The 15,847-nt window shown below is 52.1% G+C and carries 10 protein-coding genes and 2 pseudogenes; 2 read left to right on the forward strand and 10 right to left on the reverse strand.

Annotation, left to right across the window (positions count from 1 at the left end; all coding sequences use genetic code 11):
• Positions 1-71 precede the first annotated feature (71 nt).
• Positions 72-1,670 (forward strand): DNA-binding transcriptional regulator RtcR, encoded by a 1,599-nt coding sequence (gene rtcR / locus A7098_RS17770; RefSeq protein WP_105281191.1) that lies wholly within the window; start codon positions 72-74, stop codon positions 1,668-1,670.
• Here the strand turns inward: rtcR and A7098_RS17775 are convergent.
• From A7098_RS17775 to glpE, 3 genes are read right to left on the reverse strand one after another with little or no spacing between them, the layout of a single operon-like run.
• Complete coding sequence (locus tag A7098_RS17775; RefSeq protein WP_000815101.1) at positions 1,652-2,410, reverse strand: DeoR/GlpR family transcriptional regulator; 759 nt, start codon at positions 2,408-2,410, stop codon at positions 1,652-1,654. The genes rtcR and A7098_RS17775 overlap by 19 nt on opposite strands.
• Before the next feature lie 16 nt (positions 2,411-2,426).
• Complete coding sequence (gene glpG / locus A7098_RS17780; protein ID WP_000928723.1) at positions 2,427-3,257, reverse strand: rhomboid family intramembrane serine protease GlpG; 831 nt, start codon at positions 3,255-3,257, stop codon at positions 2,427-2,429.
• A gap of 44 nt (positions 3,258-3,301) precedes the next feature.
• Positions 3,302-3,628 (reverse strand): thiosulfate sulfurtransferase GlpE, encoded by a 327-nt coding sequence (glpE, locus tag A7098_RS17785; protein WP_105281192.1) that lies wholly within the window; start codon positions 3,626-3,628, stop codon positions 3,302-3,304.
• Positions 3,629-3,817: 189 nt separating this feature from the next.
• On the opposite strand from glpE, the gene glpD reads away from it, so the two are divergent.
• Positions 3,818-5,323 (forward strand): glycerol-3-phosphate dehydrogenase, encoded by a 1,506-nt coding sequence (gene glpD / locus A7098_RS17790; protein ID WP_105281193.1) that lies wholly within the window; start codon positions 3,818-3,820, stop codon positions 5,321-5,323.
• Between the two features lie 164 nt (positions 5,324-5,487).
• On the opposite strand, the pseudogene A7098_RS24270 reads toward glpD, so the two are convergent.
• The 7 genes and pseudogenes from A7098_RS24270 to glgB form a co-directional block, all read right to left on the reverse strand.
• Positions 5,488-5,760, reverse strand: a pseudogene (locus A7098_RS24270) (hypothetical protein); the annotation flags it as partial.
• Positions 5,759-6,028: pseudogene (locus A7098_RS24275) on the reverse strand (phosphate ABC transporter substrate-binding protein); the annotation flags it as partial. The pseudogenes A7098_RS24275 and A7098_RS24270, both read right to left, overlap by 2 nt.
• Before the next feature lie 227 nt (positions 6,029-6,255).
• Positions 6,256-8,703 (reverse strand): glycogen phosphorylase, encoded by a 2,448-nt coding sequence (gene glgP, locus A7098_RS17800; protein WP_000993435.1) that lies wholly within the window; start codon positions 8,701-8,703, stop codon positions 6,256-6,258.
• A gap of 18 nt (positions 8,704-8,721) precedes the next feature.
• Positions 8,722-10,155, reverse strand: a complete 1,434-nt coding sequence (glgA, locus tag A7098_RS17805; protein ID WP_001197629.1) for a glycogen synthase GlgA — start codon at positions 10,153-10,155, stop codon at positions 8,722-8,724.
• On the reverse strand, positions 10,155-11,450 hold the full coding sequence (gene glgC, locus A7098_RS17810; RefSeq protein WP_000624234.1) for a glucose-1-phosphate adenylyltransferase: 1,296 nt from the start codon (positions 11,448-11,450) through the stop codon (positions 10,155-10,157). The genes glgA and glgC overlap by 1 nt, the downstream gene beginning before the upstream one ends.
• Positions 11,451-11,467: 17 nt before the next feature.
• Positions 11,468-13,441, reverse strand: coding sequence for a glycogen debranching protein GlgX (gene glgX / locus A7098_RS17815; protein WP_000192584.1), 1,974 nt, complete (start codon positions 13,439-13,441; stop codon positions 11,468-11,470).
• Positions 13,441-15,624, reverse strand: coding sequence for a 1,4-alpha-glucan branching enzyme (glgB, locus tag A7098_RS17820; RefSeq protein ID WP_000116223.1), 2,184 nt, complete (start codon positions 15,622-15,624; stop codon positions 13,441-13,443). The genes glgX and glgB overlap by 1 nt, the downstream gene beginning before the upstream one ends.
• Positions 15,625-15,847 lie beyond the last annotated feature (223 nt).

The raw sequence follows: 15,847 nt of genomic DNA on the forward strand, positions 1-15,847 counted from the left end.
CCGTAAACGGAGATTTTCTATAAAGTCACTTACCCGATAATGAAATATCGTCTTTTATAAGGATATCTAAGATGCGTAAAACAGTGGCTTTTGGCTTTGTCGGAACCGTACTGGATTATGCCGGGCGTGGCAGTCAACGCTGGTCGAAATGGCGCCCGACGCTCTGTTTATGTCAGCAAGAATCGTTGGTCATCGACCGGCTGGAATTGTTGCACGACGCCCGCTCACGCTCGCTGTTTGAAACACTTAAACGCGATATCGCCAGCGTTTCGCCAGAAACAGAAGTGGTGGGCTTTGAGATAGAACTGCATAACCCGTGGGATTTCGAAGAGGTTTACGCCTGCCTGCATGATTTCGCCCGTCATTACACGTTTCAACCTGATAAAGAAGACTATTTAATTCACATCACCACCGGCACCCACGTCGCGCAGATTTGTTGGTTTCTGCTGGCAGAAGCACGTTACCTGCCCGCCCGGTTGATACAATCTTCACCTCCGCGCAAAAAAGAACAGCCGCGCGGCGCAGGTGAAGTGACGATTATCGATCTCGATTTAAGCCGTTATAACGCCATCGCCAGCCGCTTTGCCGAGGAACGCCAGCAAACGCTTGATTTTCTTAAGTCCGGCATTGCCACGCGTAACCCCCACTTCAACCGCATGATTGAGCAGATCGAAAAAGTAGCGATTAAATCCCGCGCGCCGATCCTGCTTAACGGCCCGACCGGCGCAGGTAAATCGTTTCTGGCGCGGCGCATTTTTGAATTAAAACAGGCGCGGCATCAGTTTAGCGGCGCGTTTGTAGAAGTGAACTGCGCCACCCTACGCGGCGATACCGCCATGTCGGCGCTGTTTGGTCATGTGAAAGGCGCGTTTACCGGGGCGCGGGAATCTCGTGAAGGATTATTACGCAGCGCCAACGGCGGAATGTTGTTTCTTGATGAGATTGGCGAACTGGGCGCAGACGAGCAAGCCATGCTGCTAAAAGCCATTGAAGAAAAAACCTTTTACCCGTTTGGCAGCGATCGTCTGGTCAGCAGTGAATTTCAGCTTATCGCCGGAACGGTGCGCGATTTGCGCCAGTTGGTTGCCGAAGGGAAATTTCGCGAAGACCTGTACGCGCGGATCAATCTCTGGACCTTCACCCTACCAGGACTGCGCCAGCGTCAGGAGGATATCGAGCCTAATCTGGATTATGAAGTGGAGCGCCACGCCTCACTCACCGGTGACAGCGTGCGTTTTAACACCGAAGCGCGGCGTGCCTGGCTGACCTTTGCGACATCTCCCCAGGCGACATGGCGCGGTAACTTTCGCGAGCTTTCTGCCAGCGTTACGCGCATGGCAACCTTTGCCACTAGCGGACGCATCACTCTGGAAGTGGTGGAAGATGAGATAAACCGTCTGCGCTACAACTGGCAGGAAAGCCGCCCTTCGGCGCTTACAGCGTTGCTGGGCGCGGAGATGGAAAACATCGATCTCTTTGACCGCATACAACTGGAAAACGTTATCGCTGTCTGCCGTCAGGCAAAGTCGCTTTCTGCTGCCGGACGTCAGCTTTTTGACGTTTCGCGCCAGGGCAAAGCCAGCGTCAATGACGCAGATCGGCTACGCAAATACCTGGCGCGTTTTGGTCTGACGTGGGAAGCAGTGCAGGATCAGCACAGCTCCAGTTGAATATGGTGGTCCGTCAGCACCTGCATCACGCCCGCAGGGGGCATGGTGTCGGTGTAGACGGCATCGACCATGCTGATACTGCCCATATTGACCATCGCGTTACGGCCAAATTTCGAGTGATCGACAACCAGCATGACGTGGCGCGAGTTCTCAATAATGGCGCGTTTGGTGCGAACTTCGTGGTAATCGAACTCCAGCAACGAGCCGTCGCTGTCAATGCCGCTGATCCCCAGAATGCCGAAGTCGAGGCGGAACTGGGAGATAAAATCGAGCGTTGCTTCGCCAATGATCCCGCCATCGCGGCTGCGTAATTCGCCACCGGCGAGAATAATGCGGAAATCTTCTTTCACCATCAGCGTGTTAGCGACGTTGAGATTATTGGTGACAATGCGCAAATTGCTGTGATTGAGCAGCGCGTGCGCCACCGCTTCCGGCGTGGTGCCGATATCGATAAACAGCGTTGAACCGTTGGGGATTTGCTCCGCCACTTTGCGGGCGATGCGCTCTTTTTCTTCGGTCTGGGTGGCTTTACGATCGTGCCACGGCGTGTTAACCGAACTGGAAGGCAGCGCCGCACCGCCATGATGGCGCAGGATCAGATTTTGCTCTGCCAGCTCGTTGAGGTCGCGGCGAATAGTCTGCGGGCTGACGGAGAAATGCTCTACCAGCTCCTCGGTGCTGACATAACCCTGCTGTTTAACCAGTTCAATAATACCGTTGTGACGTTGTGTTTGTTTCATTTATAAATCCCTGGAATTATTTTCGTTTTCGCGCATTGAGCGAATCAACAAAAGCCATCGCTAAACCCACGGCTAACCCGGCGATGTGTGCTCCGTTCGCCATCGACATCCCAAACAAATCAAACCATCCGGCGACAATCCAGATCAGCGCAAAGATAATTAACCCACGTTGCAGGTAAATGCCACTTTGCGGATCGCGCTCGCCGCGTAGCCAGACATAGCCCATCAGCGCATACACCACGCCAGAAAGCCCGCCAAACCACGGCCCGCTAAATTTTTGCTGCACATAGCCACTTAACAGGGCACTAATGAGAGTAATGACAATCAGCTTACCGCTACCGAGACGTTTTTCCACCGCGCCGCCGAGATACCACCACCAGAGCAGGTTAAAAAGGATATGCATCAGCGAGAAGTGCATCAACGCATGGGTGAAGTAACGCCAGAACTCAAATTTCAGTGTTGGATCGAATGGCCAGGCCAGCCATAACATCACTTCCTGATCGCCGAGAATTTGCATGGCGATAAACACCACCACGCAGGCGATCATCATCACCCAGGTTACCGGCCCCGCGCGTTCACGCAAGGCAGCAAAGAAAGGATAACGGCGATAATGCAGGCCACTGCCGGTATGGCCCGCTTGCCAGCTCGCCGCCAGATAACGCGGATCTGCCGGGTTTTCGAGAAAACGCGCCAGCTCCGCCCGCACGCGCTCGGCCTGGGACTCATCCGCCAGCCAGACATCGCTTTGGTTATGTTGTTGAATCGTGAGGATAACCCCCTGCGTCGCCATGTAATCAACAAACGCCTGCGCCACGCGGGGGTTAGCAAAAGAGGTAATCATCAACATCGTTGCTGTCGCTTATTCCACACAAAAGGGGACAGTATAAAGCGTTACGCGCTGTACGCCACCTCTGCGGGAAACTGACGCTGCCAGGCTTCAAAGCCACCATCAATGCTATAGACCACATCGTAGCCCTGTTGCAGCAGATACTGCGCCGCGCCTTTGCTGCTATTACCGTGGTAACACATCACCATGACCGGCGTATCGAAGTCATTTTCACGCATAAACGCGCCCAACGTGTCGTTAGTCAAATGGAAAGCCTGCGCCGCATGTCCCATTGCGAAACTTTGTGGATCGCGAATATCGACCAGTACCGCCTCTTTTTCCTGCAACTTCTGGTGTGCGTCGGCAACGTTAATACATTCGAACTGATCCATGCGTCTCTCTTTCTTTACAAACAAGTGGGCAAATTTACCGCACAGTTTACGTCGAAGCGGCAGATAAACGCCATAATGTTATACATATCACTCTAAAATGTTTTTTCAATGTTACCCAAAGCGCGATTCTTTGCTAATATGTTCGATAACGAACATTTATGAGCTTTAACGAAAGTGAATGAGGGCAGCATGGAAACCAAAGATCTGATTGTGATAGGTGGCGGCATCAATGGTGCTGGTATCGCGGCAGACGCCGCTGGACGCGGTTTATCCGTGCTGATGCTGGAGGCGCAGGATCTCGCTTGCGCGACATCTTCCGCCAGTTCAAAACTCATTCACGGTGGCCTGCGCTACCTTGAGCACTATGAATTCCGCCTGGTCAGCGAGGCGCTGGCTGAACGTGAAGTGCTACTGAAAATGGCCCCGCATATCGCCTTCCCGATGCGTTTTCGCCTGCCGCATCGTCCGCATCTGCGCCCGGCGTGGATGATTCGGATTGGTCTGTTTATGTACGATCATCTGGGTAAACGCACCAGCCTGCCGGGATCTACCGGTTTGCGTTTTAGCGCAAACTCAGTGTTAAAACCGGAAATTAAGCGCGGATTCGAATATTCCGACTGTTGGGTAGACGACGCCCGTCTGGTATTAGCCAACGCCCAGATGGTGGTGCGTAAAGGCGGCGAAGTGCTTACCCGTACTCGTGCTACTTCTGCCCGCCGCGAAAACGGCCTGTGGATTGTGGAAGCGGAAGATATCGATACCGGCAAAAAATACACCTGGCAGGCGCGCGGCCTGGTTAATGCTACCGGCCCGTGGGTGAAACAGTTCTTCGACGACGGGATGCATCTGCCTTCGCCTTATGGCATTCGCCTGATCAAAGGCAGCCATATTGTGGTGCCGCGTGTGCATACCCAGAAGCAAGCCTACATTCTGCAAAACGAAGATAAACGTATTGTGTTCGTGATCCCGTGGATGGACGAGTTTTCCATCATCGGCACCACCGATGTGGAGTACAAAGGCGATCCGAAGGCAGTGAAGATTGAAGAGAGTGAAATCAATTACCTGCTGAAAGTGTATAACGCGCACTTTAATAAACAGCTAAGCCGTGACGATATTGTCTGGACCTACTCGGGCGTGCGCCCGCTGTGTGATGATGAGTCCGACTCACCGCAGGCTATTACTCGTGATTACACGCTTGATATCCATGATGAAAACGGCAAAGCGCCGCTGTTGTCAGTATTTGGCGGCAAGCTGACGACCTATCGTAAACTGGCGGAACATGCGCTGGAAAAACTGACGCCGTATTATCAGGGCATTGGTCCGGCATGGACAAAAGAGAGCGTGTTACCAGGTGGCGCCATCGAAGGCGACCGCGACGATTATGCCGCCCGCCTGCGCCGCCGCTATCCGTTCATTACGGAATCGCTGGCACGTCATTACGCACGCACTTACGGCAGCAACAGCGAGCTGCTGCTCGGCAATGCAGAGACGATAAGCGATCTTGGGGAAGATTTCGGCCATGAGTTCTACGAAGCGGAGCTGAAATATCTGGTCGACCACGAATGGGTACGCCGCGCCGACGATGCCCTGTGGCGTCGCACGAAACAAGGCATGTGGCTGAATGCGGAGCAACAGTCTCGTGTAAGTCAGTGGCTGGTCGAGTATACGCAGCAGAAATTGTCGCTGGCGTCGTGATTTAACGTAAGGTGGTCAGGTCAGATTTCAATCTGACCTGAGACTGATGATAAACACAAAAACTGCCTGATAAGGCGTTCACGCCGCATCCGGCATGAACAAAGCGCACTTTGCCAACAATCTGTGGTCAAATTTCAATCTCAATAACTTTTGGATTCAGGGAATTATCGCAAAGCCCACACCATCATACCCAACGTAACAAAACTCAGGCACATTCCCCACCCGCCCCACTTCCACCTCTGGCTTCTATTTTTGCTACGCCACTGGCAGTAATATCCCAGCGCAAAACCAAGCTGTGCACTTATCGAACCGACTAACTCAGTCCACGGCTGGAGCCAAAATGGCGAAAAATTCAGGGGGCACCAAACAACACTCAGAAAGAAATTACGGATATTTTCCAGCAAAGCTGATTTCTCTGGCGCAATATAAAAAATAATTATCCGTATTGACGATGAAAAAAAATGCTTCGCGGGCAAAGGGGGTGTATATCAAAGTGACGCCCGATTCCTCTGCCCGTTTTTTCTGCCCACCGGAAGGTTGCGCCACGAAAATAATATCAGCATCGCCCTTAACGATTTTGTTATACGCTTCTGGCGTACGAGAGTTATCCAGATATTCTCAGACGTGAAAATCTTCCGATATAACGTTTAACGCATAAAAGGCAGAAGCATAAATGGGTTATGCTGCCGTCGCGCCATCGAGTCGCACCCAGCGTGGCAATAACCGCTGCCAAAAATTGCGCCAGTATGGGAATACCGAAAAAAGTCATTACCAGCGAGATCAAAATCCATTTTTTGTTTTGCATCATTCTGTCCATTCTTTCTGAATGGCGAAATTATACTCCTCCACTATCTTCGCCCCCGCTGGACACTTTTCCGAAATAAAGGCGAAAAAAAACGGGACCTTTTGGCCCCGTTCTATTTTTGGCGAAATTACAATCTCACCGGATCAATATGCCAGATAAGATCGGCGTACTCTTTAATAGTCCGGTCAGAAGAGAAATAGCCCATATTTGCGATGTTCAGCATCGCTTTGGCTGTCCACTCTTCCGGACGTTCGTACAGTTCGTCAACTTTATCCTGACAATCGACATAGCTGCGATAATCCGCCAGCACCTGGTAGTGATCGCCAAAGTTGATCAGCGAATCAACCAGATCGCGGTAGCGTCCCGGATCTTCCGGACTGAACACGCCGCTGCCGATTTGCGTCAGCACCTGATGCAGTTCTTCGTCTTTCTCGTAGTATTCACGCGGTTTGTAGCCCTGACGACGCAGTTCTTCCACTTCTTCCGCAGTGTTACCAAAGATAAAGATATTATCCGCACCGACATGATCCAGCATCTCGACGTTCGCACCGTCCAGCGTACCGATAGTCAGCGCGCCGTTAAGTGCAAACTTCATGTTACTAGTGCCGGAAGCTTCCGTCCCCGCCAGCGAAATCTGTTCGGAAAGATCGGCTGCCGGAATGATCAGCTGCGCCAGGCTGACGCTGTAGTTCGGGATAAACACCACTTTCAGCTTATCGCCAATCTGTGGATCGTTGTTGATCACTTTCGCTACGTCATTGATCAAATGGATAATGTGCTTCGCCATGTAATAGGCCGAAGCCGCCTTACCGCCAAAGATATTCACTCGTGGAACCCACTTCGCATCTGGATCGGCCTTGATGCGGTTATAGCGGGTGATCACGTGCAACACATTCATCAATTGACGTTTGTATTCGTGAATACGTTTGATTTGCACATCAAACAGCGCCTTCGGATTCACCACCACATTCAATTGTTGGGCGATGTACTCCGCCAGACGCTTTTTGTTCTCCAGTTTCGCCTGATGAACAGCATGATTGACCATCGGAAAATCACAATGCTGTTGCAACTCGTTTAATTGACTCAGATCGGTACGCCAGTTACGACCGAGGTGTTGATCCAGCACGCCTGAAAGCGACGGATTCGCCACCGCCAGCCAGCGACGCGGAGTCACACCATTGGTAACGTTGGTGAAACGTCCAGGGAAGATCTTCGCAAAGTCAGCAAACAGCGATTGCACCATCAGATTAGAGTGCAGCTCCGATACGCCGTTAACTTTGTGACTGACCACAACAGCCAGCCAGGCCATGCGCACACGACGCCCATTCGATTCATCAATGATCGACGCCCGTCCCAGCAGGTCGGTATCGTTCGGATACTGCTCCTGCAAGGTTTTCAGGAAATAGTCGTTGATTTCAAAGATAATCTGCAAATGGCGCGGCAGAATTTTACCCAGCATATCGACCGGCCAGGTTTCCAGCGCCTCGCTCATCAGCGTGTGGTTGGTGTAGGAGAAGACCTCGCAGCACACTTCAAAAGCGTCGTCCCAGCTAAATTTGTGCTCATCGATCAGCAGACGCATCAGCTCAGGAATCGACAGCACCGGATGGGTGTCGTTGAGGTGAATCGCGATTTTATCCGCCAGATTATCGTAGGTTTTATGCAACTGATAATGGCGACTTAAAATGTCCTGAATGGTCGAAGATACCAGGAAATATTCCTGACGCAAACGCAGTTCACGTCCGGAATAGGTGGAGTCATCCGGGTACAGTACGCGGGATACGTTCTCAGAGTGGTTTTTATCTTCCACTGCCGCGAAGTAGTCACCCTGGTTAAATTTACCAAGATTAATTTCGCTACTGGCTTGAGCACTCCACAGACGCAAAGTGTTGGTCGCGTCAGTATCATAACCGGGGATGATTTGGTCGTAAGCCACGGCCAGAATCTCTTCGGTTTCAATCCAGCGCGTTTTCTTACCTTCTTGCTGAATACGGCCGCCAAAACGCACTTTGTAGCGCGTATTGTGGCGTTTAAATTCCCACGGATTGCCGTACTCCAGCCAGTAGTCCGGAGACTCTTTCTGACTGCCGTTAACGATGTTCTGTTTGAACATACCATAGTCATAACGGATGCCGTAACCGCGCCCCGGCAACCCTAACGTCGCCAGCGAATCCAGGAAGCAGGCGGCCAGACGCCCCAGGCCACCGTTACCGAGACCCGGGTCATTTTCTTCATCAATCAACTCTTCGAGATTTAATCCCATCGACTCCAGCGCACCCTGGACATCGTCATAAATACCTAACGACAGCATGGCGTTGGAGAGAGTACGGCCAATCAAAAACTCCATCGACAGGTAGTAAACCTGGCGAGTTTCTTGCGACAGCTGGGCACGATTCGAACGTAACCAGCGTTCCACGAGACGATCGCGCACAGCAAATAACGTTGCGTTCAGCCATTCATGTTTATTGGCGACGACCGGATCCTTTCCAATCGTAAACATCAGCTTGTAAGCGATAGAGTGCTTAAGAGCTTCTACGCTTAGCGTGGGCGATGAATATGTAAACGGAGCATTCATATAGGCGTTTCCTGAAAACTATTTCAAGCGATAGTAAAGCTCACGGTACGACTTCGCCGCGACCTGCCAGCTAAAATCCATTGCCATAGCCTGACGTTGCACAAACCGCCACAGTGAAGGGCGAGACCACAGAACAAAAGCGCGTCGAATAGCCCGTAACAGCGACCAGGCATTACTATCTTCAAAGACAAACCCACTGGCGACGCCATCTGCAAGGTTCTCAAGAGAACAGTCAGAAACCGTATCAGCAAGCCCACCGGTACGCCGCACCAGTGGCAGCGTGCCGTACTTCAATCCATAAAGTTGCGTTAAGCCGCACGGTTCAAAACGACTGGGAACCAGAATGACGTCCGCGCCGCCCATAATGCGATGCGAAAATGCTTCGTGATAACCAATCTGTACACCAACCTTGCCGGGATGCTCCGCCGCTGCAGCAAGAAAACCTTCCTGCAATACCGGATCGCCCGCGCCGAGCAGTGCCAGTTGTCCGCCCTGTTCCAGAAGACCCGGTAAGGCTTCCAGCACCAAATCCAGTCCTTTCTGGCTGGTCAGACGGCTCACCACTGCAAAAAGCGGCACTTTATCGTCAACCTTAAGCCCCATTGCGATTTGCAACTGGCGCTTATTCTCCGCTTTATCCTCCAATGAATCGCGGGTGTAACGCGAGGCTAAAAGTAAGTCCGTCTCTGGACTCCATATTTTCTCGTCCACGCCGTTCAGTACGCCGGAAAGTCGTCCTTCACGATGACGCTGCTGGAGTAAACCTTCCATACCGTAGGCAAACTGTGGTTCAGTGATCTCACGAGCGTAGGTCGGACTAACCGCTGTAATGTGGTCGGCGTAATACAATCCGGCCTTCAGGAAAGAGATTTGCCCGTTGAATTCCAGCCCGTGAACATTAAAGAATGACCATGGCAATTGGATGTCATTCATGTGATGTGCATAAAACATGCCTTGATAGGCCAGGTTGTGCACAGTAAACACCGACTTCGCCGGACGCCCGTGTGCCGCCAGATACGCAGGCGCAAGACCCGCATGCCAGTCGTGCGCGTGCACAACATCGGGGCGCCAGAATGGGTCAAGCCCGCTCGCCATCTCCGCTCCAACCCATCCGAGCAGTGCAAAACGCAATACGTTGTCGGTGTAAGCAAATAAGTTGGTATCGTGATACGGGCTTCCGGGACGATCGTAGAGATGCGGTGCATCAATCAGGTAAATGCCAACCCCGTTGTAATGCCCAAACAGCAGCGTGAAATGTCCGGCAAAGGTATCACGGCGAGATACCACCTTTGCATCGGTCACGCCACGGCGAATATCGGGAAATGCAGGCAACAGTACGCGAGCGTCAACGCCGTCTGCGATTTGTGCTGCGGGTAATGCCCCAATAACATCAGCCAGACCGCCGGTTTTAAGCAGCGGGAACATCTCTGAACATACATGTAAAACCTGCATTATCGCTCCTGTTTGTACCCTAACTTCCGTAGCATTTCGCGAGTAACCAGCACAATGCCTTCTTCTGAACGATAGAAACGACGTGCATCCTCTTCTGCATCCTCACCAATCACCATTCCTTCCGGAATGACACAAGCGCGGTCAATGACGCAGCGACGCAGACGGCACGAGCGACCTACCCATACTTCCGGCAGCAATACGGCGGAATCAATGTTGCAGAATGAATTCACGCGAACGCGTGAGAACAGAACGGACTGCACCACCACCGAACCAGAGATCACACAACCGCCGGAAACCAGTGAGTTAAGGGTCATCCCATGGCTACCGGAGCGATCCTGAACGAATTTCGCTGGCGGCAATGATTCATTGTAGGTGCGAATCGGCCAGTTGCGATCGTACATATCCAGTTCCGGCACGACAGAAGCCAGATCCAGGTTCGCTTTCCAGTAAGCCTCCAGTGTCCCAACATCACGCCAGTACGGCTCGGCGTCCGGGTCGGACTGTACACAAGAGAGCGGGAATGGATGCGCATAGGCGAGGCCTGCTTCGGTAATTTTTGGAATCAAATCCTTACCAAAGTCGTGGCTGGAGTTTTCATCACGATCGTCTTCTTCCAGCAATTCATACAGGTACTCTGCATCAAAGACGTAGATCCCCATACTCGCTAAAGATTTGCTCGGATCGTTTGGCATTGACGGCGGGTTAGCCGGTTTTTCAACAAATTCGATAATTTTATCGTTTCCATCAACCGCCATAACGCCAAATGCAGAGGCTTCTTCAATCGGTACAGGCATACAAGCAACGGTGCAACGTGCGCCTTTTTCGACGTGGTCGATAAGCATACGCGAGTAGTCTTGCTTGTAGATATGGTCACCCGCCAGGATCACTACGTACTCCGCTTTATAACGGCGGATAATGTCGAGGTTTTGGGTAACGGCATCTGCCGTACCGCGATACCAGTTCTCCCCTTTCATTCTCTGCTGCGCTGGCAGCAGATCGACAAACTCGTTCATTTCTTCATTGAAGAACGACCAGCCGCGCTGAATATGCTGTACCAGAGTGTGAGACTGGTACTGGGTGATCACGCCCATACGACGGATACCGGAGTTGATACAGTTGGACAGTGCAAAATCGATAATACGGAACTTGCCGCCGAAGTGTACGGCAGGCTTTGCTCGTTTATTGGTTAAATCCTTCAGGCGAGTACCACGTCCCCCCGCCAGAATCAGGGCAACAGACTTCAATGGCAGCTGGCGCGCCAACATTAAGTGATCGTTCTTCTCTAAACTAATCATGACTAACTCCTTTTTTATCATCTCTGGAACACACACAGTCCGTGTGCAGGTCCCGGCCAGACAGCCGTAATCACTGGGTTATCCTCTCCAGCGAATGGGGGAATGGCACGCCACTCCCCAGCAGGTAAAACAATCTCTGTTACCTCAAGCGTGGCGTTTATTGCGATCAAGAAACGATCCGAAAGCAAAATTTGCAGCTGCTTTGGCCCGTTCTGCCACTCATCCGAGCTTAAAGATTGAGCATATCGATTCAGCCAACGGACATTGCCGTCGCCTTCTTCCCACCAGCGATCCTCTGCCAAAGCAGGAATGCGCTTGCGCAGATGGATTAACGCGGCGGTAAACGCGGTTAAGCCACTGCTTGCTTGCGACCAGTCCAACCACGTTAGTTGGTTATCCTGACAGTAAGCATTGTTATTGCCATGCTGGCTGTGACCGTGTTCGTCACCGGCCAGTAACATCGGCGTACCCTGGGAGAGCAACAACGTTGTTAACAGGGCGTGAATGCTGTCGCGCCGCCGTTCAACCAGATCAAGAGTACCGCCTAACCCTTCTTTACCATGATTGTTACTGTAATTATTGTTGGTTCCGTCGCGATTTTCTTCTCCGTTTGCTTCATTGTGTTTATGGTTAAAACAAACGCAGTCGCGAAGCGTAAAACCGTCATGCGCTGTGACCAGATTAATCGCAGCACTCGGCAGACGGCCATTACGTTTAAAAACATCGCTGGAAGCAGCAAAACGTCCGGCAAATTCCCCCAGCGACAGGTTATAGTGCAGCCAGAAGCGCCGGGCGGCATCGCGGAAATGATCGTTCCACTCGGCAAACAACGGCGGGAAATTCCCCACCTGATAGCCGCCAGGCGCGATATCCCACGGTTCGGCAATCAGCTTCACTTGCGAAAGTACCGGGCAATTCTGAATAGCCGTAAACAGAGGCGCATCCTGACGAAACTCCGGCGTTCGCCCCATGACTGTAGCGAGATCGAAGCGGAAGCCATCAACATGACAAGTTTCCACCCAATAGCGTAGACAGGCGCTGGCGTACTCCACCACAGCTGGATGGCTCAAATTGAGCGTATTGCCGCAACCAGTCCAGTTGTGATAATCGCCGTCTTCTCTTATCCAATAATAGCTACGGTTATCGATCCCGCGCAGGGAGAATAACGGGCCGTCGAGATCCAGTTCCGCACTGTGGTTGAGAACGATGTCGAGAATGACCTCAATGCCCGCTTTGTGCAGGGCTTTGACTGCATCGCGGAACTCATCCAACGCCGTGTCGGGCGAGCATGCATACGCCGGATGCAGTGCAAACAGCGCCACCGGGTTGTAACCCCAGTAGTTACTCAACCCCATTCGTTGCAAGCGCGGCTCACTGGCAAATTGCGCGATCGGCAGCAGTTCCAGTGCGGTAATGCCCAACTGTTTTAAATAGTTGATCATCACCGGATGCCCCAGGGCTTTATAGGTTCCACGGATCTCGACCGGGATCTCCGGGTGCAAGTAGGTTAAGCCTTTGACATGGGCTTCATAAATGATGGTACTGCCCCACGACGTGCGCGGCGGGGCATCATCTTCCCAGTCATAGTGATCCACGACCACTACGCATTTCGGCGCAATAGCAGCGTTGTCGCGATAGTCAGGATCACTATGCCCGGCGTGCAGCAGCGGGTTATCTTTAAATTCCCCGACAATTTGCCGCGCGCAAGGATCAATCAACAACTTCGCCGGGTTAAAGCGATGCCCCATGGCGGGTTGCCATGGGCCATGAACGCGGTAACCATAACGCAAACCCGGGCGCGCATCCGGCAGATAACCGTGCCAGATGTCACCACTTCGTCCTGGCAAATCATACCGATGTTCGATGCCCTGAGCGTCAAACACACACAGCTCTACCCGTTCGGCATGAGCGGAGAAGAGCGTGAAGTTAACGCCCTGGCCGTCGTAATGCGCGCCAAGAGGAGCGGGATTGCCAATGGCAAGTTGTGTCATTATCCCTCCCGAACCAGCCAGATAGTGGCCAGCGGCGGTAGCGTAAGGCTTAATGAATGCTGGCGACCGTGGCTGGCGATCTCATCACTGTGTACTGCGCCGCCATTACCGGTATTGCTACCGTGATAGTGCATGGAATCCGTATTGAGGATTTCACGCCATTTACCCGGCTGATTAATGCCAAAGCGATAATCATGGCGCGGCACCGGCGTAAAGTTACTGGCAACGATAATTTCATTACCCTCTTTATCACGGCGAACAAAAATCAGCACCGAACGTTCATGGTCATCCACCACCAGCCATTCAAAGCCATACGCGTCAAAATCCAGCTCGTGCAATGCTTTGTGATAGCGATAAGTGTGGTTCAGATCGCGCACCAGACGCTGGACACCGTGGTGCCAGTTGTCGCCGCCTTCCAGCAGGTGCCAGTCAAGGCTGGCGTCGTGGTTCCACTCACGCCCTTGAGCAAATTCATTGCCCATGAACAGCAGTTTTTTGCCTGGGAACGCCCACATCCAGGCATAGTAGGCTCGCAGATTGGCAAACTTCTGCCATGCATCGCCCGGCATTCTGTCGAGAATCGATTTTTTGCCGTGCACCACTTCGTCGTGCGACAACGGCAGGACGAAGTTTTCAGTGTAGTTGTAGAGCATCCCGAAGGTGAGTTTATCGTGATGGTATTGACGATAAACCGGGTCGAGCTTCATGTAGTCCAGGGTGTCGTGCATCCAGCCGAGGTTCCACTTGTACCAGAAGCCGAGGCCGCCGATATCCTGCGGACGAGAAACGCCAGGGAAGTCAGTAGACTCCTCCGCCATCGTTACCGCGCCAGGAACTTGCTCACCGATAATACGGTTGGTATTGCGTAAAAATTCAATCGCTTCCAGATTCTCGCGTCCACCAAACTCGTTGGGGATCCACTCGCCCTCTTTACGGCTGTAGTCGCGATAAATCATCGACGCCACCGCATCGACACGCAGCGCATCAATACCAAAACGTTCAATCCAGTACAGCGCGTTACCGACAAGGAAGTTACTGACTTCACGGCGACCATAGTTGTAGATCAGCGTGTTCCAGTCCTGATGATAGCCTTCGCGCGGATCGCTGTGTTCATACAGATTTGTTCCGTCAAATTCGGCAAGTGCAAAGTCATCAGTCGGGAAGTGCCCCGGCACCCAGTCAAGAATAACGTTCAAACCGGCTGCGTGTGCGGCATCAATGAAATAGCGGAAGTCATCGCGAGTACCAAAACGGCGAGTTGGCGCGTACAGACCCGTCGGTTGATAGCCCCAACTACCATCGAATGGATGTTCGTTAATTGGCAGCAGTTCGAGATGGGTAAAGCCCATCCATTTAGCGTAAGGCACCAGTTGATCGGCCAGCTCGCGGTAGCTTAACCAGAAGTTGTTGTCGGTGTGACGACGCCAGGAACCCAGATGAACTTCATAGATAGAGATTGGCGCATCAAACTGATTCGCTTTTTTGCGCTCTTCGGTCTGCACGACCTTTTCAGGCAGTCCGCAAATAAGGGAAGCGGTTTCCGGACGCATCTGTGCTTCAAAGGCATAAGGATCAGACTTCAAACGCAGATTGCCATTGGCATCAATCATTTCGTATTTATAGAGCTGACCGTTGTGCGCACCAGGGATAAACAGTTCCCAGATGCCGCTCTCTTTACGCAGGCGCATCGGATGACGACGACCATCCCAGTAGTTGAATTGCCCAACAACCGAGACTCGGCGGGCATTGGGTGCCCAGACAGAAAAACGCGTGCCGGTAACGCCATCCATGGTATCTGCGTGTGCGCCTAAGGTTTCATACGGGCGCAGGTGAGTACCTTCAGATAACAGCCAGGCATCCATTTCCTGAATTAAAGGGCCAAAACGGTAAGGGTCATCAATAAGATTCTGCTGACCATGCCAGACAACAGCCAACTGATAGCGGAAAAAATTCTTACGTCGTGGAATGACGCCGCTGAAGAATCCACGAGAGTCGAGACACTCCAGTTTAGCGACTTTGCGTCCGGTTTTTGGTTCAATCACCCACACATCGGTGGCGTCAGGTAAAAGGGCACGGACTTCCAGTCCTGCTGTAGTTTTATGCATTCCCAGTACGGAAAATGGGTCTGCAAAATGGCCTGCAATTAGCGCGTTTATCACGTCTCTATCGATACGAACGGACATGCTTGTCTTCCTGTTTTATTGTGTCACCCCATCCAACTGATTTTTGACATCTGGTTGTGACATTTTTTTGACCTGAACGGCGCAGCACTCTGTGCATCCTCTCTGCGTCGTCCTCCCTTCAGGTAAGGCAGTGAATACTCATGTATTCTGCCACCCTTAAAGAATAGCCAATGCTCTATCTAACTCCCGGTAAATCATGAAACATCTGCGCTTACTCCTGTAT

This window comes from Escherichia sp. MOD1-EC7011, from assembly GCF_002965005.1.
Lineage (GTDB): Bacteria > Pseudomonadota > Gammaproteobacteria > Enterobacterales > Enterobacteriaceae > Escherichia > Escherichia ruysiae.

Excerpts from the sequence above, each read along its gene's own strand:
- rtcR (WP_105281191.1), top strand. The coding sequence starts at position 72 with ATGCGTAAAACAGTGGCTTTTGGCTTTGTCGGAACCGTACTGGATTAT.
- A7098_RS17775 (WP_000815101.1), bottom strand. The coding sequence starts at position 2,410 with ATGAAACAAACACAACGTCACAACGGTATTATTGAACTGGTTAAACAG.
- glpG (WP_000928723.1), bottom strand. The coding sequence starts at position 3,257 with ATGTTGATGATTACCTCTTTTGCTAACCCCCGCGTGGCGCAGGCGTTT.
- glpE (WP_105281192.1), bottom strand. The coding sequence starts at position 3,628 with ATGGATCAGTTCGAATGTATTAACGTTGCCGACGCACACCAGAAGTTG.
- glpD (WP_105281193.1), top strand. The coding sequence starts at position 3,818 with ATGGAAACCAAAGATCTGATTGTGATAGGTGGCGGCATCAATGGTGCT.
- glgP (WP_000993435.1), bottom strand. The coding sequence starts at position 8,703 with ATGAATGCTCCGTTTACATATTCATCGCCCACGCTAAGCGTAGAAGCT.
- glgA (WP_001197629.1), bottom strand. The coding sequence starts at position 10,155 with ATGCAGGTTTTACATGTATGTTCAGAGATGTTCCCGCTGCTTAAAACC.
- glgC (WP_000624234.1), bottom strand. The coding sequence starts at position 11,450 with ATGATTAGTTTAGAGAAGAACGATCACTTAATGTTGGCGCGCCAGCTG.
- glgX (WP_000192584.1), bottom strand. The coding sequence starts at position 13,441 with ATGACACAACTTGCCATTGGCAATCCCGCTCCTCTTGGCGCGCATTAC.
- glgB (WP_000116223.1), bottom strand. The coding sequence starts at position 15,624 with ATGTCCGTTCGTATCGATAGAGACGTGATAAACGCGCTAATTGCAGGC.